Raw genomic sequence first — 23,172 nt, forward strand, 5'->3', positions numbered from 1 at the left:
ACTTGGATTCTGCCTTGATCCAATAACGGACTGGGACAGAGGGATGAATAATGCCGACTAACACACAACCCTTCTGCCCTTTTATGGCCAGAGGGGTTTTTTATATGATTTCGGCCATCGCCTCTCTCCTGTATAAAGGAGGAGTAGTTTTTGAAAACAAAAACAGATTTTTTGAAGATGAAAGAGCAAGGTGAGCCGATTACGATGCTAACGGCGTATGATTATCCTTCTGCTAAATTAGCAGAAGAAGCTGAAGTCGATATGATTTTAGTTGGAGATTCTCTTGGGATGGTTGTACTCGGATATGATTCAACAGTACCTGTAACAGTAGAGGATATGATTCATCATACGAAAGCTGTACGCCGCGGAGCGAAAGAAACATTTATTGTAACTGATATGCCGTTTATGTCTTATCACATATCGTTACAAGAAACGATGGTGAATGCACGCCGCATCGTTCAAGAGAGCGGAGCACATGCACTAAAAGTAGAAGGTGCTGGAGAAGTTATATCGACGATTCATTATTTAACGAATGCAGGAATTCCTGTCGTAGCACATTTAGGTTTAACTCCTCAATCTGTGGGAGTATTGGGTGGATATAAAGTGCAAGGAAAAGATGCTGAAAGTGCAAAGAAATTAATAGACGATGCAAAGAAATGTGAGGAAGCTGGTGCGATAGCACTTGTGTTAGAATGTGTGCCAATGCAGTTAGCAGAATTAATTTCGAAGCAATTAACAATTCCGATAATCGGGATTGGAGCGGGACAAAAAGTAGATGGGCAAGTTCTTGTATATCATGATCTCATCTCATATGGGGTAAATCGTGTTCCGAAATTCGTAAAACAGTATACGTCTGTTCAAGAGGAAATTGTACGTGGGATTTCTCAATATGTTGCTGAAGTGAAGACAGGGCAATTTCCTGAAGAGAAACATTCGTTCACAATGAAAGAAGAAGAATGCTTAGCGTTATACGGGGGAAAACAGTAATGAAAATCATAACTACAGTGCAAGAGATGCAGCAAATTACGAGCGAACTTCGTACAAGTGGAAAGAATATTGGTTTTGTTCCAACGATGGGTTATTTACATGAAGGGCATGCTACTTTATTACGCAAGGCAAGAGAAGAAAATGAAATTGTAGTTTTAAGTGTGTTTGTAAACCCACTACAGTTTGGGCCGAACGAAGATTTAGAGCGATACCCTCGTGATATTGAGAGAGATGAAAGTGTAGCAAAAGAAAACGGTGTGGATTATTTATTTTATCCGAGTGTAGAAGAAATGTATCCAGCAGAACAAACAACAACTGTAGAAGTTGTAAAGCGTACTGACGTATTATGTGGAAAACAAAGACCTGGTCACTTTTCTGGAGTTGCGACTGTACTAATGAAATTATTTAATATTGTAATGCCAAATCGTGCTTATTTCGGTATGAAAGACGCACAACAAGTTGCTGTAATTGAAGGATTTGTAACTGATTTCAATATTCCAGTAACGATCGTACCAGTTGATATTGTAAGAGAAGAAGATGGATTAGCAAAAAGTTCTCGTAATGTGTATTTATCACAAGAAGAACGTGAAGAGGCTTCTCATTTATACCGCAGTCTATGTATAGCGAAAGAAAGAATTGAGGCAGGCGAACGTAATTCAGAAATCATTACAAATCTTGTGAAAGAACATATTGAGACGTATACGAAAGGTACTGTAGATTATGCGGATTTATATGCATATCCGTCATTGGCAATAGTAGGGGAAATGGAAGGAAGAATCATTTTAGCTATTGCAGTTAAGTTTGAAAATGTAAGATTAATTGACAATATAACATTAACGGTTAAATAAGGGGGAGCATCTATGTTTCGCACAATGATGAGAGCAAAGTTACATCGTGCAACTGTAACGGAGGCAAATTTAAACTATGTAGGTAGTATTACAATAGATGAAGATTTAATGGATGCAGTAAATATTGTAGAGAACGAAAAAGTTCAAATTGTAAATAATAATAACGGTGCGCGCTTAGAGACATATGTTATTAAAGGCGAACGCGGTAGCGGTGTTATTTGTTTAAACGGTGCTGCAGCAAGGCTTGTACAACCGGGAGATAAAGTAATTATAATTTGTTATGGCTTAGTTACGGAAGAAGAGGTTCATAAACAAGAACCAAAAATTGCAGTGTTAGACGGTCAAAATCAAATTGTTGAAATGTTAGGTGCTGAAAAGGCTGGTACAATATTATAAAAGAGGAAAGCTATCTCTATATCAGGAGATAGCTTTTTTGTGCATCTTTTCATTAAGATGAGATAAAACGTGGTATAGTAACATTATATGAATTATTGTTGTTTGAAAGGTAAGAAATTGAGGTGTTACATATATGAGTAAACGTTATGTCGTTGTTGATTTAGAGACGACAGGAAACTCCTGGAAAGACGGGAAAGATAAAATTACCCAAATTGCAGCTGTTGTAGTAGAAGATGGAGAGATATTGGAGATTTTTTCATCTTTTGTTAACCCAAAGAGAGAGATTCCCGTATTTATTACAGAATTAACAGGGATTGATGAAAGTCTTGTAAAACAAGCCCCGTTATTTCAAGATGTAGCCCCGATGATTGTTGAGCTATTACAAGGTGCCGCTTTCGTTGCGCATAATGTTCACTTTGATTGGAATTTTTTAAACGAAGAATTAAGGCAGGCTGGATATACAGAAATACATTGTCCTAAAATCGATACGGTTGAATTGGCACAAATTCTTTTGCCAACAGCCGATAGTTATAAATTACGTGATTTAGCTAAGAAACATGAACTCGAACACGATCAACCACATCGTGCGGATAGTGATGCTCTTGCGACAGCAGAGTTGTTTTTACAATTTTTAAATGAAATTGAAAAATTACCACTTGTTACATTACAATCACTTTATGAATTGAGTGATGTTTTCCAAAGTGATATAGCTGATGTGCTTTCTGAAAATATTTTAAAGAAAGTAATGCATGGTAAAGAAATAAAAGCGGAATATGAAGTGTATCGCAATATTGCACTGAGAAAACGGAACTATTCCTTAAGTCTTGGAGAAACATATTCATTAAAATTTGATGCTTTCTTGAATAAAACGATGGATAAACTGGAATTACATATGCTGAAGTTTGAAAGAAGAGAAAGTCAGCAAATGATGATGAAAGAGATATATACGGCGTTAAGAGATTCTCGTTTTTCTCTTATTGAAGCAGGTACAGGGACGGGAAAGACTCTTGCTTATTTACTTCCTAGTCTTTATTTTGCGAATAAAAAAGAAGAACCTGTCGTTATCAGTACACAAACGGTACAACTTCAACAACAAATACTTGAAAAAGAAATTCCGTTATTGCAAAAAATAATGCCATTTTCATTTGAGACAGCTCTTCTAAAAGGGAGAAAGCATTATCTTTGTTTACATAAATTTGAATATGCTTTGCAAGAGGAAGAAAAAAATTACGATATGGCACTTACGAAGGCGAAAATTTTAGTTTGGTTATTAAAAACTGAAACAGGTGACCGAGATGAATTAAATATTCCAGAGGGCGGAAAGTTACTTTGGAATCGTATTTGTAGTGATGCGTATAGTCCGGGCGGTATGCAAAGTAATTGGTTTAGTCGATGCTTTTATCAGCGAGCGAAAAATAAAGCTTTATTTGCAGATATCGTTATTACAAATCATGCATTATTATTTCAAGATTTTTCAAGTGAAGAACCACTGTTTTCTTCATGTGAACATATAATTTTTGATGAAGCTCATCATATTGAAGAAGCTGCGAGTAGAACACTAGGTGAACAGTTCTCTTGTATGTATTTTCAATTGATTTTATCTCGACTTGGTACACTAGAAACGGATGATGTGCTTTCTAAAGTATATAAAATGATGAAAAAATCAGAGCAAGCATCCCGTTCTACTTTCCGTATGATAAGCCATAGTTTGAAGGAACTTAAATTTGATGCGGATGAACTATTCCAAATGTTACGTACTTTTATATTTAAACAAACAAAGCAAGAACAAGGAACGAACAATATGCCGCTCATTTATCGATATAACACGGAAGTAGAGCAAGGTAAGTTGTGGGATAGTATTGTTGAGTTAACAAATCGTTTTGTATATGAATTAAGAAGAATAGTGACCATACTTGAGAAACAAGTAGATATATTGCAAAGTAAGTTAGAGTGGGAAATGCATGTTGTTACGGGTGAATTTATGCATCTAAGTGGGTTACTGAGAAAGATGGCAGAATCATTACAGTTGCTCATATTGGAAAAAAATGCATATGTAACTTGGATGGAGACGGAGACGAAAGGAACGATTCATTCAACCATTTTATACGCGCAACCAGTTCATATTGGTGAAAGGTTTGCTGATGAATTTTTAACAGAAAAAAAGAGTGTTATCTTTACATCTGCAACATTAACAGTTAACGATACATTTGACTATATAAAAGAAGAGCTTGGCTTACATGATTTTGCTCCAAATACTTTACAGGTTCAATCGCCATTCCATTATGAGAAACAAATGAAATTAATGGTTTCAACGGATGTACCGTTTATTAAGCGAGTAAGTAATGAGGAATATATTGAATCTGTATCGGAACATATTGCCAAGATAGCAAAAGTTACAAAAGGGAGAATGCTTGTTTTATTCACTTCGTATGAAATGCTGAAAGAAGCGTATGTGAATTTGAAAAGCAATGATGAATTAGAAGGCTATCTATTATTAACACAAAGTGTAAACAATAGGAGTCGAAGTCGCTTAATTCGAAAGTTTCAAGAGTTCGACAAGTCAATATTGTTAGGCACGAGCAGTTTTTGGGAAGGAATCGATATTCCAGGAGATGCCTTGAGTTGCCTTGTCATTGTCCGTCTTCCCTTTACACCTCCTCATCAGCCGATGATGGAAGCGAAAGGTGAATGGTTAAAAAATCAAGGTGAGGACGTATTCGCAAAATTAGCGCTCCCGCAAGCAATATTACGTTTCAAACAAGGATTTGGGCGTTTAATTCGAACGAATACTGATACGGGGACGGTAGTAGTGTTAGACCGTCGATTGACGAGTTCTTCCTATGGAAAAAGATTTTTACAATCAATTCCTAATGTACCTCTTTATGAAGGACCGTTAGAAGAGTTGTTGGTGCAATTAGAAGAACCGTCAAATGAATAAAAATTGGAAGAAAAATACGCCTGAAGTACTTATAAACTTCAGGCGTAAAAAATGTGGGTAGGAGGAATTTTATTTTTCTTACTTCTTGTATACAAAATGTATTGGTTTTCGACTTGAAACCTTTTTTTGCTGTACATGTCCTGCTATAATAGATGGGTGATGAAGCAGGGGTTGTAAAGAATGTACTCTTATTGTAACCGCATTGCGTTCTTCTATAATTAGAAATTTTTGTGTAACGGAGGAGTTTTTTCATGGAGAAGAAAATCGAAGTACTATCAACGACGCGTATTAAATATTCGTCAGATTTGTATAAAATTGTTGATAGTTTGAATCGTACGTTAAAAGAGCAGGACCTCATGTTCGGATTAGCATTAGACGAAAAAGACAAAGAAACAGCTGTATTTACGATTTACAGAACGTAGTGATACAATGAAAAAGTGGATCTTTGCAATCATTATCGTTATCGTTGCTAGCGGAATATATGGGGCGTATGTTTATAATAAAGCGATGGACAAGAAAATTCCCAAAGAGTCGAAATCTGTAGAAATTGCTAAAGAAAAAGCAAAGCTTACAAAAGTGACATCTGTTGATTATTACAACGGAAAAGCTGCATATACAGTCGTACAGGGTACAGATGAAAAGGGAGAACATCTTATCGTTTGGGTGCCTGAGAAAAAAGGGGATACCGTAGTAAGGAAAAAGAGTGAAGGTATTTCCGAAAAAGAGGCTATACAAAGAACAATAGAACAAGTCGGCGATAAAGAATCAAAAAGAAAGCCAAAGGAAATTCTGAAAGTGAAATTAGGCTTTGAAAAAGGTATTAGAGATGGTGTACCAGTAGAAGTACCATTATGGGAAGTTACATATATTGATTATGACAATCGTTATAATTACTACTATCTTGAATTTAAAGATGGGTCGTTTTTAAGACGATATAGCGCTCAAAAATAGATGTAGGGGGAACTACAAATGAAATTAGCAAAGCGAGTAGCTGCTTTAACACCGTCTTCAACTTTAGAAATTACAGCAAAGGCACAAGCGTTAAAGGCAGAAGGTCATGATGTAATTGCATTAGGGGCAGGAGAACCTGACTTTAATACACCAGAGCATATTATGGAAGCTGCGCATAAAGCGATGTTAGAAGGGCATACGAAATATACGCCAACAGGTGGATTACAATCGTTAAAACAAGAAATTGTGAAGAAATTTACGCGCGATCAAGGCATTCAGTATGATCCATCTGAAATTATTGTATGTAATGGTGCAAAACATGCATTATATACATTATTCCAAGTGTTGCTTGATGAAGGAGATGAAGTTATCATCCCAACTCCTTACTGGGTAAGCTATCCAGAACAAGTAAAGCTTGCTGGCGGTAATCCGGTTTATGTAGAAGGTTTAGAGGACAATGAGTACAAAATTACAGCAAAGCAGTTGCGTGAGGCAATTACAGAGAAAACGAAAGCAGTTATTATTAATTCACCGAGCAATCCAACAGGAATGATTTATAGCAAAGAAGAATTACAACAGCTTGGAGAAGTATGTTTAGAACATAACATTTTAATCGTTTCAGATGAAATTTATGAGAAGTTAATTTATGGTGATGCGGAATATACTTCAATTGCCCAGCTTTCTAATGCATTAAAAGAACAAACCCTAATTATTAATGGTGTATCTAAATCTCATTCTATGACAGGATGGCGTATTGGATACGCAGCTGGAAATAAGCAGCTGATTAAAGCGATGACGAACTTAGCGAGTCATAGTACGTCAAACCCTACTTCAATCGCTCAATACGGCGCAATTGCAGCATATGCAGGCTCACAACAACCTGTAGAAACAATGCGCCAAGCATTTGAAGAAAGATTAAACATTATTTATGATAAATTAATTCAAATCCCTGGCTTTACTTGTATTAAACCGCAAGGCGCCTTTTACTTATTTCCTAATGTAAAAGAGGCTGTAGCTTTATCAGGATATGATACAGTTGATGAGTGGGCGAAAGCTTTATTAGAAGAGGAAAAAGTTGCTCTTGTGCCAGGTACAGGATTTGGGGCTCCAAATAACGTTCGTTTATCATATGCGACATCTCTTGAACAAGTAGAGAAAGCATTAGAACGCATTCATACGTTTATGAAAAGTAAAGTGAAAGCTTAATTGTATATTTCGTTAATACAATAAAAAACCTCTCTATATAATAGGGAGGTTTTTTTGACGAATTGTGGCAAAAAGAAATAGCGAAAGGTGTGTTATACTAGAGAACGAGGTGTTTGGTGATGAAAAAGAAAATGATGTTACAGTGGTTTGAACAGGGAAGCATTGCGATTCCAAAATTACTTATGATGCATTATAAAAAATTAGGGTTAAATGAAACGGAATTTATGGTTTTACTTCATGTGCATACATTTTTAGAATCGGGAAATTCGTTTCCGACTCCGTCGGAGATTTCCGAACGAATGACAATAGCGGAAATGAAATGTATGGAAGTAATTCAAACATTGATTCAAAAAGGTTTTTTATCACTAGAAGGTGGAAAAAGATCAGAAGCGATGATGTGTGAAAGTTATTCTTTACAACCGCTATGGGAAAAAATATTGCATTTCTTAATGAATGAATCAATAGAGGAAGAACAAAAAGAAAAAAAACAACTGCAAGTAAATTTATATACAGTATTTGAAAAAGAATTCGGAAGACCACTTTCTCCATTTGAATGTGAAACATTGGGAATGTGGGAGGATCAAGATCAACATCATCCGAATTTAATTCAAGCGGCTCTACGAGAAGCTGTGATGAGCGGTAAGCTGAACTTCCGATATATTGATCGTATTTTATTTGAGTGGAAAAAGAATGGAATTAAAACAGTAGATCAAGCTCAAAATCAAGGACGGAAATTTAGAGCAAATCAGCAACGAGCGCAACAAGTAACAACACAAGAGACGAAATTTACTGGGAAAGTGCCTTTTTATAATTGGTTGGAGCAGTAATGTAGGAGGAAGTATATGTTAAATAAAACGCAAATTCGTTATTGTTTAGACACAATGGCGGATATGTATCCAGAAGCACATTGTGAATTGATTCATGATAATCCATTCGAACTTGTAATTGCAGTGGCATTATCTGCACAATGTACAGATGCACTTGTAAATAAAGTGACGAAAAATTTATTTCAAAAATATAAAACACCAGAAGATTATTTAAGTGTTTCTCTAGAAGAGTTACAACAAGATATACGTTCTATTGGATTGTATAGAAATAAAGCAAAAAATATTCAAAAATTGTGCCGAATGTTATTAGATGATTACAATGGAGAAGTGCCGAAAGATCGAGATGAGCTTACGAAGTTACCTGGTGTAGGACGGAAGACAGCAAATGTTGTAGTATCGGTAGCATTTGGGATACCGGCAATTGCTGTCGATACGCATGTAGAGCGGGTGAGCAAACGATTAGCGATTTGTAGATGGAAAGACTCTGTATTAGAAGTCGAAAAAACATTAATGAAGAAAATTCCGATGGATGAATGGGGCGTTACACATCACCGTTTGATTTTCTTTGGACGTTATCACTGTAAAGCGCAGCGACCACAATGTGAAGAGTGCCGATTGCTAGAAGTGTGTCGCGAAGGAAAGAAGCGAATGAAGGGGAAATAAAGGATGGAGCGAGTTATAGGAGTACCGAAAGAATTTCGGTACTTACCATTTTTTCGAAAAAACGCAAATTCGATTAAGTATCATACAGACCAATCTTTTGAAGAAATCATACAAAATACTTACTTTATATTTGATATAGAAAGACAATATGAGCCGTGGAATGAAATTGAAAACAGTATTCCGGTAATGTTGAATGTATGGAAAACTAAGCATGAAGACATTGCCACATTATTTCGAAACAGAAAGAAACAAGAAGCTGAAGGCCCGATGATTCTTTTTGCAGCACATTTGTTATCAATTGTATATTGGCTAAATGAGCAACCTGTTCATAGTTTGAATGAAATGGAAGATTACACGAGTGAATTGGAAGTACAACCAGTTAATTTTATGGAGCGATATTCGTTCATTATAAAGAAACCAAATAATTATCATTCTTATATTCAGTTAGCACAGTTGTATATTGAAATAGAAAAGTTATATGTAAAGAAAATGATAACAAAAAAGAAGTCCTTTCCTCGTTAAGAGAAAGGACTTCTTTTTTTGTATTAAGACTCTGTTGTAACAACATTTCCGTCTGCGTGAGGTGTATCTTCACCTGTGTTTTGTTGTTGCTGCTCTTGTGGTTTCTTAGCGTCTTCTTCAGCTTTTTTTCTAGCAGCCTCTTCTTCAGCTTTTTTCTTAGCGTCTTCTTCGGCTTTTTTCTTAGCGTCTTCTTCAGCTTTCTTTTGAGCCTCTTCTTGTTGTTTACGTTGTTGTTCTTGTTGCTCTTGTTGTTTACGCTGTTCTTCAGCAGCCTTTTTCTGAGCTTCTTCTTGTTTTAGTTTATCTTCATTAGCTTTTTTCTGAGCTTCCTCATCAGCTTTTTTCTTAGCGTCTTCTTCGGCTTTCTTTTTGGCAGCCTCTTCTTCAGCTTTCTTAGCGTCTGGAGTTCCACCAGGAGCAGTGAAGGATGCACCAACTGCTGGACTTGTTCCAGTACCTTTTTTCGCTACTACAGAGAAGCTGTAAGTAACACCAGGCTTAATACCACCAAGAGTAGCTGTTGTACCGCTAACTGATAAGCTACCGCTAGAACCGTCTGTAGCTTTATAAGTTGCGGCATAAGCATCAACTGCTGTTGGGCCAGACCAGTTTAGTGTAACTGTACTAGCGCCATCGAAAGCGACATTAAGGCCACTAGGTGGATCTACTTTAATTTCTTTAATTGCATCTTTTTTCGCACCTTTTACGTATAACTCGCCGTTTATTTCTTGTACAGAAGAAGGGCGTTCGAAACGAGATTTATCTGTAGCAAATTTGCTCATCATTACTTGGAACATTTGTTGCGCAATTTTAGTATAACGATCGCTAATGTAATTTTCTGGACCATTCTTTTCGTAACCAGTCCACACAGCCATCGTATATTGTGGTGTATATCCAGCGAACCAGCTATCTCTGTTAGCATCAGCTGGGATGCCATATTTTTTTATATCTTTTGCATCAAAGTTTTGTGTTCCTGTTTTACCAGCAACGTCAAAACCAGAAACATATGCTGTTGGCCCCGTACCGCCGGAACCAGGTTTTACTACGTCACGAAGAACGTCAGTAACCATGTAAGCTGTATGGTCGTGCATTGCACGTTGTTCTTTCGGTTTAAAGCTTTTCTTTTTTCCGTCTGGGAAAATAACTTCTTTAACGAAATGAGGTTTATTGTATACACCGTCATTTCCAAATGCTGCATAAGCCCCAGCGACATCTAACGGAGAGCTTTCATTACTACCGATTGCAGTAGATTCATGTGCTATGCCATCTTTAAACGTCATGCCTAAACCTTCAGCAAACTCTTTTGCCTTAGGAATACCGACTGCTTGAGCTGTTTTTAAAGCCGGGATGTTTAATGACTTCTTCAATGCTTCACGAAGTGAAACGTCACCTTTAAAATTACCGGTAGCATTTTTAATCTTTGTGCCATCAGAGTAAGTATATTCAGAGTCATTTAATTGATGATAAGTAGACCATTGAAGGTTTTCAATTGCAGGACCATAATCGAAAATTGGTTTCATTGTTGAACCAACTTGGCGTTTTAAATCAACAGCCATATTATGACCTTTGAAAGTAGACTTACTTTCTTTACGCCCAGCACCAATTGCTCGAACTTCTCCAGACTGTGTATCCATAAATACAAATGATCCTTGGAACTGATCGTTTGGATACTTAATGAGGTTGCCATCCATAATTTGTTCAGCGTACTCTTGAGCATCTCGATCAAGGGTTGTATGAATCGTTAAACCATCTGAACCGATATTTACATCAGGGTATTCTTTTTCAACTTCTTTTACGACAGCATCTAAAAATGCTTGAAACTTCATTTCAGTTAGTTCTGATTTTTTTAGACCCTCAGTTACAGGAATCTTTATTGCGTTATTCATTTCTTCTTTTGTTATATAGCCGTGTCGATTCATTAATGTTAATACAATATTACGACGATTTGTTGCTCGTTCAACATTTTCTGGTTTTGTTGGATCATAAATGTTAGGACCTTGAGGTAAGCCAGCGAGCATCGCAGCTTCATGTAATTGTAAGTCCTTTAAATCTTTTTGATAATATTTTTGAGCCGCTGTTGCAATACCGTAAGAGCGATTACCTAGATTAATCTTATTTAAGTACATTTCTAAAATCTCATGTTTAGAGTATTGTTGCTCTAATTTGTAAGATAAGTACCATTCTTGCACTTTTCGTTTTGCGGTTTTTTCCATCGTTAGAAAATAGTTTTTTACTACTTGTTGTGTAATCGTACTACCACCTTGGGAACCGAAACCACCAGTGACATTTTCCATAACTGCTTTTGTAGTTCGTTTAAAATCAATTCCATTATGGTCATAGAAACGTGAATCCTCAGTTGCAAGGAATGCATTTTCAACTACTTTTGGAATTTGATCGTAAGTAACATGGGTTCGTTTTTCCGCACCGTATTCATAGAAAAACTTCCCATCCTTATCAAGAAACTTTGTTGATAAAGGATTGACAAGTTTTGATTTGTCTAATTTTGGAGCGTCCTTTACCATAACAAAGAAAGCGGAAACGCCAGCTACGAGACCAACGATACCAAGAAGTAGACAACCTATAAGGAACTTCTTGAAAAAGGAGCCTTTTTTCTTTGGTTTTTTTTCTTTATTTGTTTCTTCCGTTTGATTTTTCGCATGATTTCGTTCTGTACGAGAACGATAATTATCTGACATTATACTTTCTCCTACCTTTCATTCTCTCCCTCAAAAGTCGAAAAAAGAGCCTTAGTGATGACTCTATCACGAAAAATAAACCGTGTCTAGTACACGGATATAATCAATCCGAGGGTGATAGCCGCATGATAACAATGATCCATGCGCTTCTATTTCTTCTTTAGTAATTGACTTACGCCCACCATTATTTTGACGGTTCCAAAATGCAATAATATGTTTCGCATCGAGTAAATAAAATTCATCAAAAAGTGTAAATTTAATAATAACAAATGCAACTCCATTATGAGCAATTACTTGCTTCATATGTTCAATTTGATGAAGGTGGAAGTTTTGAAGTGGGAAACTAGTTTTGTTTTTTGTTTCCTTCGCTTCAAAATCGATGTATTTCCCTTTGTATACACCGTTGTAATCCGTTGTAGAAGGTTGTTTAAAATACGCTTCTTTTACCACTGCAGCACTTCGAGCGGGGTAATCTACTTTTACAATTTGAAGAGGTGTAGGTTTTTTATGTACACATGCAATATTATGGGTTAAGTAATATTGATTTGTTTCATTTAATTCCTCTTCAAGGGACATACCTCTATTACTATAAGTATGTTTTTTTATTGGTGTTTTAGGAGGTAGTGAAGCTTGATTGTACCTTTTTCCATTTGGGTAACGAATGGTCATAGTGTGTCCACTCCCAACTTTTTAAGAATTACTTACAAAGGTGATTATATCAAAAAATGAAAAAAGATGTGACCTTTTTGAAGAAAGGCATGATGACTTATTTATGTTTACATGGAATGATTACGAAAAAATAAAACAATATCGTAAAAATATGGTTTGTACAAAGGAAGAAAAAGCAATCATTCACACTATTAAAAAGAAAACAGAAATAGCTAATATGGACAACATTTCTCGGACACAATCGTATCAAAAATTTTATGTAAGAAATAGTGAAATCAGGTGGTCTTTTTTAGCGAGTATGGTTTCGAGAAATGCAGGCTGGAATATGACTGATTTAGAAGGAAGATATTATGCTACTGTTTTGCCTCGATTAGTAAAAAAACATTTGTTTCTCATATATGAACAGGCTAATTGGATTATTTTCTTAGATGCATTTCCGCAGTTACTACTATATGAAGAAAGCAAGAGGAGACGTATACCTCTCTTTCATTTGTTGCAATTTTTCAACGTATCACTTTTCATGGAAAAAGAATGGACATTTTTCTGGGAGAAAAAAGATATGAATAGGCTTATGACAGCGCTTATTATAAATGAGCAAAATAAAATTCAAAAACCAGTTATTGAGAATAGCTACTTTAAAAAACATGTATTTCATACGGCGCTTTTTAAAGTTCAAGACATGTTGCATATTAGTGCAGTTATTTTTCCAACCATTGAAGGGGGGATGTATGGGTTTTCAGTTTATCAATTTGAAACGTTGCAAAAGCGTATAGAGCTTGGGAAAAAATTAGCGTGGTTATTGTTTCATCCGACTTATAAACGTTTATTTTATAAGTTTGCACTACAAACTACACATACTGGCTCTAGAGAAGATTATGAATATTACTTAAGGGGAACTAGAAAATCCTATACACCAGCACTAAGAGATGTGTATTCTCTTGTTGCACATGAGGAAATAACAATGAGGGATTGGTTTTGTGAAGATTCGAAAATGAATGCATTGTTTTTATTTGAAGAACCGAAGGATGAAGTTAATATAAAGGAATGGTATAAAAGAAAGAGGGAGCAGATCTATGCTGTTTCTATCGTGAATCGTTTTGTTAAAAGAATAGACGAGTTCATGATATAATAAAAAAGAAGTCCCATCTTTATAAATGAAGATGGGACTTCTTAATGTGAAGAAATCCTGCTAAGTGTGTTAAGATTTTAATCTCAAAACTGAATGAAAGTAGAAGATTAAGGGGGATTTAGAAATTAGTAGTTTGGAAAAGCCCCATTAATTAAACTTTCACTTTATGTAGCAGGGAAGTTTGGGCCATCAAGCTTTGGATTACCAGTCTCGGGTTTATTTTGTTGTTTGTTTTGTTTTTTCTTTTTTTCGTTTTTGTTCTTTGCCATCTTCATACACCTCCTTTTTGTATTGTTACCATTTCTATAAATGACATTCAAAATGATTTCTTTGACGAATAACAACTAGTTTTGTCATGTGTGCAGGAGTGAAGAATTATCCGGCGAAATTACATGACAAAGGAAAAGCAAAGAAGGGGGCGTTTTGTATATGGCGATGGTTCAGAAAGTAGATGTAATGAAAAAAATGGATCAAATGTTAAGTTCTCTCGATTTGCTGGAAATGAATATAGGAATTAGAATAAATCATGCATTGAAGGATAAGAGCGAAAAAATATGTAATAAGATAGAAATAACAGAAATGCATATTGAGCATATGGAAAATAAATTAGTGCATCACGAAGAAAAAGGGAATTGGGTGAAGACGTTTCAAAACATCGTAGTGAGTGCATAATAAGGTGGGAATGAAATGGAGTATGAAGCATTAATACAGTCTTCAGAAAAACTCATGCAGTATAATAATGAAGCGAATGTAAAAAAAAGAGAAATAATTGAATATGACTTTTATAAGGATATGAAGCCGTTTGTAGACATAGTAGATGAGGAATTAAAGGTGTGGAAAGAATTAGCTTATACGTGGATTAAGGAAGAAAAACCGAAGTATATACATGTACAGCAAATTGATCAAGTGTACGATAATTTACAAACGAATGTGTTACAATGTTTTGTAAATAAAGGAAAAGGTAAACGTTTTTTTGAAACACATCAAGCCATTTCGTATACTTTGCAAAATATAGTTGAGCAATGTAAATAACAAGAGGGGAAACCCTCTTGTTTTTTTTAAGCTTCTGTCATTGTTGTAGGTTTTGTTGCACCGTTTATTTCTAATTCTTTTATTAATGTTCGGTAATCCGATATACATATTTTTCCTTCGAGATAACAATGTCTCGCAAAGTCTAATAATTCATTTACATTCTCTGTGTAATACCCCTTCTTTTGAGAAAACGCTTGTTTTAAATCCCCTAATACCATGTTGATTCCTCCCCCATGAGAATCTTCTTCTTAATTATCATAGCATGGAAGGGTTTTCTTTTTTAATTTTTTAAAAATTTAAACTTCCGACAAAAATAGACAGATACTCCGTCACACAAATTATTTTACAAGTACATATTATATATGTAGAAACTTATGTGAAGGAGGAGAGAATGCATGTTTCAACAATCTAACGTATATCAGCAACCAAATCCATATGCACAGCAAAATATGTACCAATATAATACGGATACATATTTACGGTATAATATGTATCCTTTCGAGCCTCATTATGGAAATCAAAATTATTACCAGCCATTTGAAGTATCGTTTATGAATCAACAGCAACAACAGCAGCAACCCTATATGAATCAATCGCAACAAGAGCAACAATCCTATATGAATCAGCAGCAACCTTATATGAACTCACAATATTATATGCCACCACCACCATCTCCCTATGGAAATCAACAAGCGATGTTTTATCCGCCAAAACAACCGTATCCGACGATGAATAAACAAAAGCAACAACAGCAACCAAGTCAGTTTTCGAGCTTTGTTTCCCAATTTAAAAATTCAGATGGTAACTATGATGTGAATAAAATGATGAATACAGCTGGACAAATGATGAATGCGATGAATCAAGTGACGGGGATTGTTAAGCAGGTTGGAGGGTTCTTTGGTAAGTGATGATGGATTGTTGTCCATAATGAAATAGCATGAATGAAGTGTAGCACTAGACAAATTTCCATGAAACAAATGGGTATATATAACAAACGGCTTCACCTCTTTTCTCATATTGTAAAGTGTAATCAGATTTTCTTAACGAGAGAGGAGAGAAAAAACTATGCATCATTGTCATCCTTGTTTTGGAGGGCATAAGCCTGTAGGACCTATTTGTACGACTGCTCCTGTCATTCATCCGACGAAACAGTGTGTAACACATTCTTTTTCAACAACGGTGGTGCCACACATTTTCCCAACGCATACGACACATGTACACCATCAACAAATTAAAAACCAAAACTTCTTCCCGCAAACAAACTCAAATGTAAATGTTGTAGATCCAATCGATCCAGGATTTGGCGGTGGATGTGGTCCATGTGGTCATGGTCACCATCACCACGGTCATCAAATATCTCCATTTGGACCAGGGCCGAATGTATCTCCATTTGGACCAGGACCGAATGTATCCCCATTTGGACCAGGACCGAATGTATCCCCGTTTGGACCAGGACCGAATGTAGGACCAAATGTTGGACCAAACGTTGGTGGAATATTTAAAAAGTAAATGATATGTTAGAACTAGCAAAATGCTAGTTCTTTTTTTGTAATTGGAGTGTTGATATGAAAGTTGTTGCTGTAACAGGATATAAGCCATTTGAACTTGGAATATTTAAAAAGGATCATCCAGGAGTAGACTGCATAAAAAAAGCGCTGCATCGTAAATTAACTGCTTTTGTAGAAGATGGTTTGGAGTGGGTTATTATAAGCGGCCAGCTAGGTGTAGAATTGTGGGCTGCTGAAGTTGTTTTTGAAATTCAAGTAGAATATCCAGATTTAAAATTAGCGGTATTTACTCCTTTTTTAGAACAAGAAGAAAATTGGAAAGAAGATAACCGTGAATATTACGAATTTATTCTTTCACAAGCAGACCACATTGATAGTATTACGAAACGGAAGTACGAAAGCCCAGAGCAGTTTAAATTAAAGAATCAATTTTTTATTGAAAAAAGTGATGCTCTTTTAGCTGTATATGATGAAGAAAAGCCTGGGAGTCCTAAATATATTGTAGAAGTAGCTAAGAAAAAAGGAGAAATAGAAAATTATCACAGTTATTTCATTCTTTTTTCTGATTTACAAGATATAATAGAAGAGGAACAGTGGAATACTGCAGAGTAATATGTAATATTGTACTCGTATATATGATTGACAAAAGGCATTGTTTCTGAAAAAATTTAGTTAATGAAAGTTTTGGCAAAAATTTGAGGTGAAGAAAATGATTTCGGATAAAATTAAATTAACGGCGAAAGATATTTTGGAAAAAGAATTTAAAACAGGTATGAGAGGTTATCAACAAGAAGAAGTAGACAAGTTTCTTGATATGATTATTAAAGACTATGAAGCTTTCCACAAAGAATTTGATCAATTGAAGCAACAAAATGTTCGTTTAAAACGAGAATTAGAAGAACAAAAACTAGCTGCAACACAAGCTCCACAACAACCTGTACAAACACCAGTTGCACAACCGGTATATAACAACACGAATACGGATATTTTAAAACGTTTATCCAACTTAGAAAAAGCTGTATTTGGAAGTAAGTTATACGAATAAAATAAGGTGGAAACAAGGTTGAGGCATTGTACATAGAAAAAAACATTGCAAAATCTTTTTGTTTCCACTATACTAATGGATGTCATAACGTTTGGGCAATCGCTGCAACGCCAACGTTGTAGAGGAAAGTCCATGCTCGCACGGCCTGAGATGGCTGTAGTGTTCGTGCCTAGCCAATTCATAAGCTAGGGTATTCTGGCTGTAAGGCTGGTTTAACGGCAGGGAAAAAACCTAAGTCCTTTCGGATATGGTTTGACTACCTTTAAAGTGCCACAGTGACGAAGTCCTTGAAGAAATGATAGGAGTGGAACGAGGTAAACCCCACGAGCGAGAAACCCAAATAATGGTAGGGGAATCTTTTCCAAGGAAATGAACGACGGAAAAGGACAGGTTTTCATAACCTGTAGATAGATGATTGCTACCGGAGTACGAGGCGTGGGCCGTTTGCAGTACAAAGGAACAGAACATGGCTTACAGAACGTTATGAACCAACTATGAAATAACTCAGCTCTCCTTTGTTAGAGGAGGGCTTTTTATTTGTATGAAGTTATAAATTATGAGTTACAATGGTTAATGAGAAAAATTTTCGTAAAATGTAATGATTAATAGGACAAATTGCTATTAATTATTGTTTGAATATACATAAGAGGTGAATGCAAATGGGAAAAGTTACTTTAATTGCAACAGCGGCAATGGGTATTGAAGCGTTAGTTGCCCGAGAAGTTCGCGATCTTGGTTATGAATGTCAAGTAGAAAACAGCAAAGTAACATTTGAGGCAGATGAAAAGGCGATTTGTCGTACGAATTTATGGTTACGTACTGCGGACCGTGTGAAAATTAAAGTTGGCGAATTTAAAGCAACAACATTTGATGAGCTATTTGAAAAAACGAAAGCATTAAACTGGGGAGATTATATTCCAGAGAACGGAGAATTCCCTGTTATCGGTAAATCTCTAAAATCTGAGTTATTCAGTGTTTCGGATTGCCAACGTATCGTTAAAAAAGCTGTCGTTGAAAAATTAAAAACAACATATAAACGTACAACTTGGTTTGAAGAAGATGGTCCGTTATTCCGTATTGAGATTGCAATGTTGAAAGACATTGCAACATTAACAATCGATGCGAGTGGTGTTGGACTTCATAAACGTGGGTACCGCATGGATCAAGGGGAAGCTCCTTTAAAAGAAACATTAGCTGCGTCTCTAATTAAGTTAACGAACTGGAAGCCAGATCGTCCTTTCGTGGATCCTTTCTGTGGATCTGGAACAATTCCGATTGAAGCTGCATTAATTGGACAAAATATCGCACCAGGATTTAACCGAGGCTTTGCATCGGATGAATGGGGCTGGGTTGGTAAACAAAATTGGCGCGAAGCTCGTCAAGAAGCTGAAGATTTAGCAAATTATAATCAACCATTACAAATCATTGGATCTGATATTGACCATCGTATGATTCGAGTTGCACAAGAAAACGCAGAAGAAGTAGGTTTAGGTGATTTAATCACATTTAAGCAAATGCAAGTAAAAGATTTCACAACAAAAGAGGATTATGGCTACGTCGTAACGAATCCTCCATACGGAGAACGTTTAAGTGAAAAAGCACTCGTTGAACAACTGTATAAAGAAATGGGACAAGTATTTCGCCCATTAGATACGTGGTCAGCGTATGTATTAACAAGTTACGAAGCATTTGAGAAGTGTTACGGAAAAGATGCATCGAAGAAACGTAAACTATTTAACGGATTTATCCGTACAGATTACTACCAATACTTCGGAAAACGTCCACCGCGTAATTCATAGTATAAAACTCCTCCAGCACGCATATACTGGCTATTATGTAATGCGTAAAGGAGGCAGTGATATGGATAGTTTTCAATTATCGATGATTCAAAAAGCTATTCACCGTACGTATGATGAGCTCGGAAAAGAAGTGGATAGTCAAGGCGTAATTGTAGATGAAATACAAAAAGCTCAAGAAGAATATTTATCAGCTCTTTCACATGAAACAGCGATTGATAAACGGTATTTAAAGTCGTTAATATAGAAGAAAATTTTCCTTTTTCGAAAGGAAAATTTTTTTTCGTGTATTTCTAAGTATTGCAACAGGGGAAAGTGGCTGCACACATATGAGTAGCAGTTACTATATCGTTTTATAGAAAAACTTTTTGGTTGGAGGCTAAGGATGTTTACTGAGAAGAGATTACCATTTGAAGTAGGAAAACAAGATAATTTTTATGATAAGTTGAATGAGTGGATTGGAGATGTATTTTACGACATCCTTCCGGAAAAAGGCTTTGAAGAGCGTGATGAACAAATCTTTATGGCGTTTCAATTAGAGCGTGCTTTCCAAGAGAAAAAAGTTATGTTCGCAGAAGCGGGTGTAGGAACAGGGAAAACGATTGTATACCTTTTATATGCAATTTGTTATGCGCGTTATACAGGAAAACCTGCTATTATCGCTTGTGCAGATGAAACATTAATTGAGCAGCTTGTGAAAGAAGAAGGGGACATTGCTAAGTTATCAGAAGCATTAGGACTATCTGTTGACGTAAGACTTGCGAAATCGATGGATAACTATTTATGTTTACGTAAACTTGAAGATGTTATGAGTGGACGAGCTCCAGAAGTAATTGAAGACGTATATTATGAATTACCACAGTTTGTATTTGATCATGGTACGATGCAAAACTTTACTCACTATGGTGACAGAAAAGAATTTCCACTTTTAAATGATGAGGAATGGTCAAAAGTAAACTGGGATTACTTCCAAGATTGCTTCACTTGTGATTCACGTCATCGTTGTGGACAAACTCTTTCTCGTGAACATTATCGTAAAGCGGCAGATTTAATCATTTGTTCTCAAGATTTTTATATGGATCATATTTGGACGTACGATGCTCGTAAACGTGAAGGACAAATTCCGTTATTACCTGAAAGTAGCTGCGTTGTATTCGATGAAGGACATCTTGTAGAATATGCAGCTCAAAAAGCTTTAACGTACCGTTTAAAGCAAACGATGATGGAGCAGCTTTTAACGAGATTGTTACAGAACGATATTCGTGAAGAGTTTGCACATTTAGTAGAAGAAACAATTTGGCAAACAGAGCGATTCTTTGATGTGTTACAAGAGAATAAAAAGGAAATTGAAGGTTCTGATCGTTTAGAAATTACTGTGACAGAAAAAGTAACCGCAGAAGCGAAAAGACTTTATGCAAAAATCGGTGAAGTCGGTGATGCACTAGTATTTGAAAGTGAAATGCATACAGTAAACACATACGATTTAAATATCGTTGATGAACATTTAGATGTGTTAGAACATTCACTTCGTCTTTTCATGCATGAGAAAAATGTAATTACGTGGGGTGAAGAAGGTGATGGTGCCTTCACGTTAGTTATTATGCCGCGTGCAGTTGAAGAAGTGTTACAAGAAAAAGTATTCTCGAAGAAAATTCCATACATTTTCTCTTCTGCGACATTATCGGACAACGATTCGTTCGCATTTACTGCAAATAGCTTAGGGGTAAAAGATTACTTATCATTCTCAGTTGCCTCACCGTTTAATTATGAAGAGCAAATGGCAGTAAACTTACTATCGCATACGAAAGAAAATGAATGGGAAAGAAAGTGTCAATATACACTTGAAAATATACAGAAAACGAATGGACGTACGCTTGTATTATTCCGTACAACGCAAGAACTTGCAGCGTTCAAAGAATATGTAAGTAAAGAGCAAATGTCAGTTCCGTTCTTATATGAAGGGGATCAAGAAATTAGTCAGCTCGTTTCTCGTTTCCAAAATGAAGAAGAGACTGTACTTTGTGCCGTTCATTTATGGGAAGGTTTAGATATTCCGGGTTCATCATTATCACATGTAATAATTTGGTCATTACCATTCCCTCCAAACGATCCTGTGTTTGAAGCGAAACGTAAGCACGTAAATAATCCATTCTGGGATGTAGATGTGCCATATATGATTTTACGCCTTCGTCAAGGGATTGGACGTTTAATTCGTACGAGCGACGATAAAGGTGCTATATCAATCTTCCTATCAGATACGGAAGATGAAAAAGTGATAGAAGCAGTGAAAAAAGTACTTCCGGTAGAAGGTAAAGAATTATAAGGAAAAGCTTGGCGCTTGCCAAGCTTTTTTTCTATTATAAAAGGAATTTATGTTTTCGTGTCGAAATAAGTTTGAGGTAGAAAAAGGAGGTCTTTTATACGATGACAGTTGCTACATATGAAGTAGAAAAACAATTTTTAACATATGTGAAGAAGATAGAAAATTACGGAGAAGCATTAAGCTTAATGTTTTGGGATTTAAGAACGGGTGCACCAAAAAAAGGTGTGGATCAGCGTTCAGAAGTCATAGGGATGCTTTCGTCAGAAGTGTTTGCTATGTCGACTTCAAATGAGATGGGGAACTACTTAACTGAGCTTGAAGCTTTAATATCTGAAGATAAACTTTCTGAAACGACGAAGAAAATGGTTGAAGAGTGTCGTAAAGAATATGATAGAAATAAGAAAATTCCACAAGCTGAATACGAAGCGTATGTGAAATTAGAAGCGAAAGCGGAAAGTGTGTGGGAAGAAGCACGCGAAAAATCTGATTTCGAAATGTTCCGTCCGTATTTAGAAAAAATTGTTGAATTCAAAAAGAAATTTATTACATATTGGGGTTACGAAACATATAAATATAATACATTATTAGACATGTATGAGCCTGGTATTACAGTAGAAGTGTTAGATCACGTATTTGGTCAACTTCGTGAGCGTATCGTGCCGCTTGTAAAAGAAATCTCAGAGTCTAAAAAGGGATTAAAAACAAGTGCTTTATCGGAACACTTTTCGAAAGAAAAACAAAAGAACTTTACATTAGAGTTATTAAAGCAATTGAATTATGACTTTGAAGCAGGGCGTCTTGATGAAACGGTACATCCTTTCGAAATTACATTAAATAGAGGGGATGTTCGTATTACAACACGCTATGATGAGAAAGATTTCCGTATGGCTGTGTTTGGAACAATTCATGAATGTGGTCATGCTGTATATGAACAAAATATTGCAGAAAAGTTTGAGGGTACACCGCTATGTAGTGGAACATCTATGGGTATTCATGAATCGCAATCATTATTCTTTGAAAACTTTATCGGTCGTAATAAATCATTCTGGAAGAAAAATTATGATTTATTAAAAGAGTATAGTGACGGTCAATTTAACGATATATCAGTCGATGAGTTTTATGATGCGATTAACGAATCGAAGCCTTCATTCATTCGTATAGAAGCAGATGAGCTTACATATCCGCTTCATGTTATGGTTCGTTATGAGCTTGAGAAAGAATTATTTGATGGTACACTACAAGTGAAGGACTTACCAGCGGCTTGGAATGATAAGATGGAAGCATATTTAGGAATTCGTCCAGAAAATGATGCACAAGGTGTATTACAAGATGTTCACTGGGCTGGTGGCTCATTTGGATACTTCCCATCTTATGCGCTTGGTTACATGTATGCAGCGCAATTTCAGCAAAGAATGCTAAAAGATATTCCAAACTTTGATGCATTATTAGAAGAAGGTAACGTGACGCCAATTCGTGAATGGTTAACAGAAAACATTCATCAATATGGCAAAACGAAAAAGCCACTTGAAATTTTAGAAGATGTAACAGGTGAAGGGCTAAATGCAAACTACTTAGCTGATTATTTAGAAGCGAAGTATAGAGAGATTTACGAGTTATAAAAAAGAGCTGCTTAATT

General features: G+C 35.9%; 24 protein-coding genes and 1 other RNA gene. 22 read left to right on the forward strand and 3 right to left on the reverse strand.

The genetic code is table 11. The features are described 5' to 3' along the window. The first annotated feature begins 150 nt into the window (after positions 1-150). From panB to JDS81_RS05055, 10 genes are all read left to right on the forward strand, one after another. Complete coding sequence (gene panB, locus JDS81_RS05010; RefSeq protein ID WP_000851101.1) at positions 151-987, forward strand: 3-methyl-2-oxobutanoate hydroxymethyltransferase; 837 nt, start codon at positions 151-153, stop codon at positions 985-987. Continuing rightward, on the forward strand, positions 987-1,835 hold the full coding sequence (panC, locus tag JDS81_RS05015) for a pantoate--beta-alanine ligase (protein WP_000692376.1): 849 nt from the start codon (positions 987-989) through the stop codon (positions 1,833-1,835). The genes panB and panC overlap by 1 nt, the downstream gene beginning before the upstream one ends. Positions 1,836-1,847: 12 nt before the next feature. After that, a complete protein-coding gene (gene panD / locus JDS81_RS05020; protein WP_097954491.1) occupies positions 1,848-2,231 on the forward strand; it encodes an aspartate 1-decarboxylase in 384 nt (127 codons plus the stop codon). A 133-nt stretch (positions 2,232-2,364) separates the two neighbouring features. Continuing rightward, positions 2,365-5,169, forward strand: a complete 2,805-nt coding sequence (dinG, locus tag JDS81_RS05025) for an ATP-dependent DNA helicase DinG (RefSeq protein ID WP_097954492.1) — start codon at positions 2,365-2,367, stop codon at positions 5,167-5,169. A 251-nt stretch (positions 5,170-5,420) separates the two neighbouring features. After that, on the forward strand, positions 5,421-5,591 hold the full coding sequence (locus tag JDS81_RS05030) for a YpmA family protein (RefSeq protein ID WP_000412179.1): 171 nt from the start codon (positions 5,421-5,423) through the stop codon (positions 5,589-5,591). A 7-nt stretch (positions 5,592-5,598) separates the two neighbouring features. Next, positions 5,599-6,120, forward strand: coding sequence for a cell wall elongation regulator TseB-like domain-containing protein (locus JDS81_RS05035; RefSeq protein ID WP_000758736.1), 522 nt, complete (start codon positions 5,599-5,601; stop codon positions 6,118-6,120). Between the two features lie 18 nt (positions 6,121-6,138). Continuing rightward, positions 6,139-7,326, forward strand: coding sequence for an aspartate transaminase AspB (gene aspB / locus JDS81_RS05040; RefSeq protein ID WP_000761565.1), 1,188 nt, complete (start codon positions 6,139-6,141; stop codon positions 7,324-7,326). 119 nt (positions 7,327-7,445) lie between these two features. Further along, positions 7,446-8,153, forward strand: a complete 708-nt coding sequence (dnaD, locus tag JDS81_RS05045) for a DNA replication protein DnaD (RefSeq protein ID WP_097954493.1) — start codon at positions 7,446-7,448, stop codon at positions 8,151-8,153. A 15-nt stretch (positions 8,154-8,168) separates the two neighbouring features. Beyond that, complete coding sequence (gene nth / locus JDS81_RS05050) at positions 8,169-8,816, forward strand: endonuclease III (RefSeq protein ID WP_000933024.1); 648 nt, start codon at positions 8,169-8,171, stop codon at positions 8,814-8,816. Between the two features lie 3 nt (positions 8,817-8,819). Next, positions 8,820-9,338, forward strand: a complete 519-nt coding sequence (locus JDS81_RS05055; RefSeq protein ID WP_097954494.1) for a YpoC family protein — start codon at positions 8,820-8,822, stop codon at positions 9,336-9,338. 23 nt (positions 9,339-9,361) lie between these two features. Here the strand turns inward: JDS81_RS05055 and JDS81_RS05060 are convergent, their stop codons facing one another. Both JDS81_RS05060 and recU read right to left on the reverse strand, forming a co-directional pair. Beyond that, positions 9,362-12,034: a PBP1A family penicillin-binding protein gene (locus JDS81_RS05060; protein ID WP_097954495.1), complete on the reverse strand. Its 2,673-nt coding sequence runs from the start codon at positions 12,032-12,034 to the stop codon at positions 9,362-9,364. A 66-nt stretch (positions 12,035-12,100) separates the two neighbouring features. Beyond that, positions 12,101-12,703 (reverse strand): Holliday junction resolvase RecU, encoded by a 603-nt coding sequence (gene recU, locus JDS81_RS05065; protein WP_000155587.1) that lies wholly within the window; start codon positions 12,701-12,703, stop codon positions 12,101-12,103. Between the two features lie 103 nt (positions 12,704-12,806). On the opposite strand from recU, the gene JDS81_RS05070 reads away from it, so the two are divergent. From JDS81_RS05070 to JDS81_RS05080, 3 genes are all read left to right on the forward strand, one after another. Beyond that, entirely contained in the window at positions 12,807-13,832 is a 1,026-nt protein-coding gene (locus JDS81_RS05070; RefSeq protein ID WP_097954502.1) for a DUF2515 domain-containing protein, read from the forward strand. A 429-nt stretch (positions 13,833-14,261) separates the two neighbouring features. Further along, the gene (locus JDS81_RS05075) at positions 14,262-14,504 is read left to right on the forward strand and encodes a hypothetical protein (RefSeq protein WP_001252045.1); all 243 of its coding nucleotides are present in this window, start codon (positions 14,262-14,264) and stop codon (positions 14,502-14,504) included. Positions 14,505-14,519: 15 nt separating this feature from the next. After that, complete coding sequence (locus JDS81_RS05080) at positions 14,520-14,864, forward strand: YppE family protein (RefSeq protein ID WP_000455491.1); 345 nt, start codon at positions 14,520-14,522, stop codon at positions 14,862-14,864. A 26-nt stretch (positions 14,865-14,890) separates the two neighbouring features. Here JDS81_RS05080 and JDS81_RS05085 read toward each other — a convergent pair whose 3' ends face one another. Further along, positions 14,891-15,082 (reverse strand): YppF family protein, encoded by a 192-nt coding sequence (locus tag JDS81_RS05085; protein WP_000242658.1) that lies wholly within the window; start codon positions 15,080-15,082, stop codon positions 14,891-14,893. Positions 15,083-15,259: 177 nt separating this feature from the next. Here JDS81_RS05085 and JDS81_RS05090 point away from each other — a divergent pair, with 177 nt between their 5' ends. The 9 genes from JDS81_RS05090 to ypwA all read left to right on the forward strand — a co-directional run bounded on the left by JDS81_RS05090 (position 15,260) and on the right by ypwA (position 23,155). Next, entirely contained in the window at positions 15,260-15,772 is a 513-nt protein-coding gene (locus JDS81_RS05090; RefSeq protein WP_000487698.1) for a YppG family protein, read from the forward strand. A 157-nt stretch (positions 15,773-15,929) separates the two neighbouring features. Further along, positions 15,930-16,373 (forward strand): spore coat protein, encoded by a 444-nt coding sequence (locus JDS81_RS05095; protein ID WP_000546286.1) that lies wholly within the window; start codon positions 15,930-15,932, stop codon positions 16,371-16,373. A gap of 56 nt (positions 16,374-16,429) precedes the next feature. Next, the gene (locus tag JDS81_RS05100) at positions 16,430-16,984 is read left to right on the forward strand and encodes an SLOG family protein (protein ID WP_097954496.1); all 555 of its coding nucleotides are present in this window, start codon (positions 16,430-16,432) and stop codon (positions 16,982-16,984) included. 97 nt (positions 16,985-17,081) lie between these two features. Next, positions 17,082-17,417, forward strand: coding sequence for a cell division regulator GpsB (gene gpsB, locus JDS81_RS05105; protein ID WP_000622427.1), 336 nt, complete (start codon positions 17,082-17,084; stop codon positions 17,415-17,417). Between the two features lie 87 nt (positions 17,418-17,504). Further along, positions 17,505-17,896, forward strand: an RNA gene (gene rnpB, locus JDS81_RS05110) — RNase P RNA component class B. Between the two features lie 180 nt (positions 17,897-18,076). Next, the gene (locus tag JDS81_RS05115; RefSeq protein ID WP_000521231.1) at positions 18,077-19,216 is read left to right on the forward strand and encodes a THUMP domain-containing class I SAM-dependent RNA methyltransferase; all 1,140 of its coding nucleotides are present in this window, start codon (positions 18,077-18,079) and stop codon (positions 19,214-19,216) included. A gap of 61 nt (positions 19,217-19,277) precedes the next feature. Next, positions 19,278-19,460 (forward strand): DUF3921 domain-containing protein, encoded by a 183-nt coding sequence (locus tag JDS81_RS05120; protein ID WP_000376898.1) that lies wholly within the window; start codon positions 19,278-19,280, stop codon positions 19,458-19,460. 138 nt (positions 19,461-19,598) lie between these two features. Continuing rightward, on the forward strand, positions 19,599-21,536 hold the full coding sequence (locus tag JDS81_RS05125; protein WP_000493722.1) for an ATP-dependent DNA helicase: 1,938 nt from the start codon (positions 19,599-19,601) through the stop codon (positions 21,534-21,536). A 101-nt stretch (positions 21,537-21,637) separates the two neighbouring features. Then, complete coding sequence (gene ypwA, locus JDS81_RS05130; protein WP_097954497.1) at positions 21,638-23,155, forward strand: carboxypeptidase; 1,518 nt, start codon at positions 21,638-21,640, stop codon at positions 23,153-23,155. The last annotated feature ends 17 nt before the right edge of the window (positions 23,156-23,172 follow it).

This window comes from Bacillus cereus group sp. N31, from assembly GCF_016483245.1.
Taxonomy (GTDB): domain Bacteria; phylum Bacillota; class Bacilli; order Bacillales; family Bacillaceae_G; genus Bacillus_A; species Bacillus_A toyonensis.

What these genes read in the sequence shown, in the direction of transcription:
- panC (WP_000692376.1), top strand. Translation starts at nt 987, where the DNA reads ATGAAAATCATAACTACAGTGCAAGAGATGCAGCAAATTACGAGCGAA.
- panD (WP_097954491.1), top strand. Translation starts at nt 1,848, where the DNA reads ATGTTTCGCACAATGATGAGAGCAAAGTTACATCGTGCAACTGTAACG.
- dinG (WP_097954492.1), top strand. Translation starts at nt 2,365, where the DNA reads ATGAGTAAACGTTATGTCGTTGTTGATTTAGAGACGACAGGAAACTCC.
- JDS81_RS05030 (WP_000412179.1), top strand. Translation starts at nt 5,421, where the DNA reads ATGGAGAAGAAAATCGAAGTACTATCAACGACGCGTATTAAATATTCG.
- JDS81_RS05035 (WP_000758736.1), top strand. Translation starts at nt 5,599, where the DNA reads ATGAAAAAGTGGATCTTTGCAATCATTATCGTTATCGTTGCTAGCGGA.
- aspB (WP_000761565.1), top strand. Translation starts at nt 6,139, where the DNA reads ATGAAATTAGCAAAGCGAGTAGCTGCTTTAACACCGTCTTCAACTTTA.
- dnaD (WP_097954493.1), top strand. Translation starts at nt 7,446, where the DNA reads ATGAAAAAGAAAATGATGTTACAGTGGTTTGAACAGGGAAGCATTGCG.
- nth (WP_000933024.1), top strand. Translation starts at nt 8,169, where the DNA reads ATGTTAAATAAAACGCAAATTCGTTATTGTTTAGACACAATGGCGGAT.
- JDS81_RS05055 (WP_097954494.1), top strand. Translation starts at nt 8,820, where the DNA reads ATGGAGCGAGTTATAGGAGTACCGAAAGAATTTCGGTACTTACCATTT.
- JDS81_RS05060 (WP_097954495.1), bottom strand. Translation starts at nt 12,034, where the DNA reads ATGTCAGATAATTATCGTTCTCGTACAGAACGAAATCATGCGAAAAAT.
- recU (WP_000155587.1), bottom strand. Translation starts at nt 12,703, where the DNA reads ATGACCATTCGTTACCCAAATGGAAAAAGGTACAATCAAGCTTCACTA.
- JDS81_RS05070 (WP_097954502.1), top strand. Translation starts at nt 12,807, where the DNA reads ATGTTTACATGGAATGATTACGAAAAAATAAAACAATATCGTAAAAAT.
- JDS81_RS05075 (WP_001252045.1), top strand. Translation starts at nt 14,262, where the DNA reads ATGGCGATGGTTCAGAAAGTAGATGTAATGAAAAAAATGGATCAAATG.
- JDS81_RS05080 (WP_000455491.1), top strand. Translation starts at nt 14,520, where the DNA reads ATGGAGTATGAAGCATTAATACAGTCTTCAGAAAAACTCATGCAGTAT.
- JDS81_RS05085 (WP_000242658.1), bottom strand. Translation starts at nt 15,082, where the DNA reads ATGGTATTAGGGGATTTAAAACAAGCGTTTTCTCAAAAGAAGGGGTAT.
- JDS81_RS05090 (WP_000487698.1), top strand. Translation starts at nt 15,260, where the DNA reads ATGTTTCAACAATCTAACGTATATCAGCAACCAAATCCATATGCACAG.
- JDS81_RS05095 (WP_000546286.1), top strand. Translation starts at nt 15,930, where the DNA reads ATGCATCATTGTCATCCTTGTTTTGGAGGGCATAAGCCTGTAGGACCT.
- JDS81_RS05100 (WP_097954496.1), top strand. Translation starts at nt 16,430, where the DNA reads ATGAAAGTTGTTGCTGTAACAGGATATAAGCCATTTGAACTTGGAATA.
- gpsB (WP_000622427.1), top strand. Translation starts at nt 17,082, where the DNA reads ATGATTTCGGATAAAATTAAATTAACGGCGAAAGATATTTTGGAAAAA.
- JDS81_RS05115 (WP_000521231.1), top strand. Translation starts at nt 18,077, where the DNA reads ATGGGAAAAGTTACTTTAATTGCAACAGCGGCAATGGGTATTGAAGCG.
- JDS81_RS05120 (WP_000376898.1), top strand. Translation starts at nt 19,278, where the DNA reads ATGGATAGTTTTCAATTATCGATGATTCAAAAAGCTATTCACCGTACG.
- JDS81_RS05125 (WP_000493722.1), top strand. Translation starts at nt 19,599, where the DNA reads ATGTTTACTGAGAAGAGATTACCATTTGAAGTAGGAAAACAAGATAAT.
- ypwA (WP_097954497.1), top strand. Translation starts at nt 21,638, where the DNA reads ATGACAGTTGCTACATATGAAGTAGAAAAACAATTTTTAACATATGTG.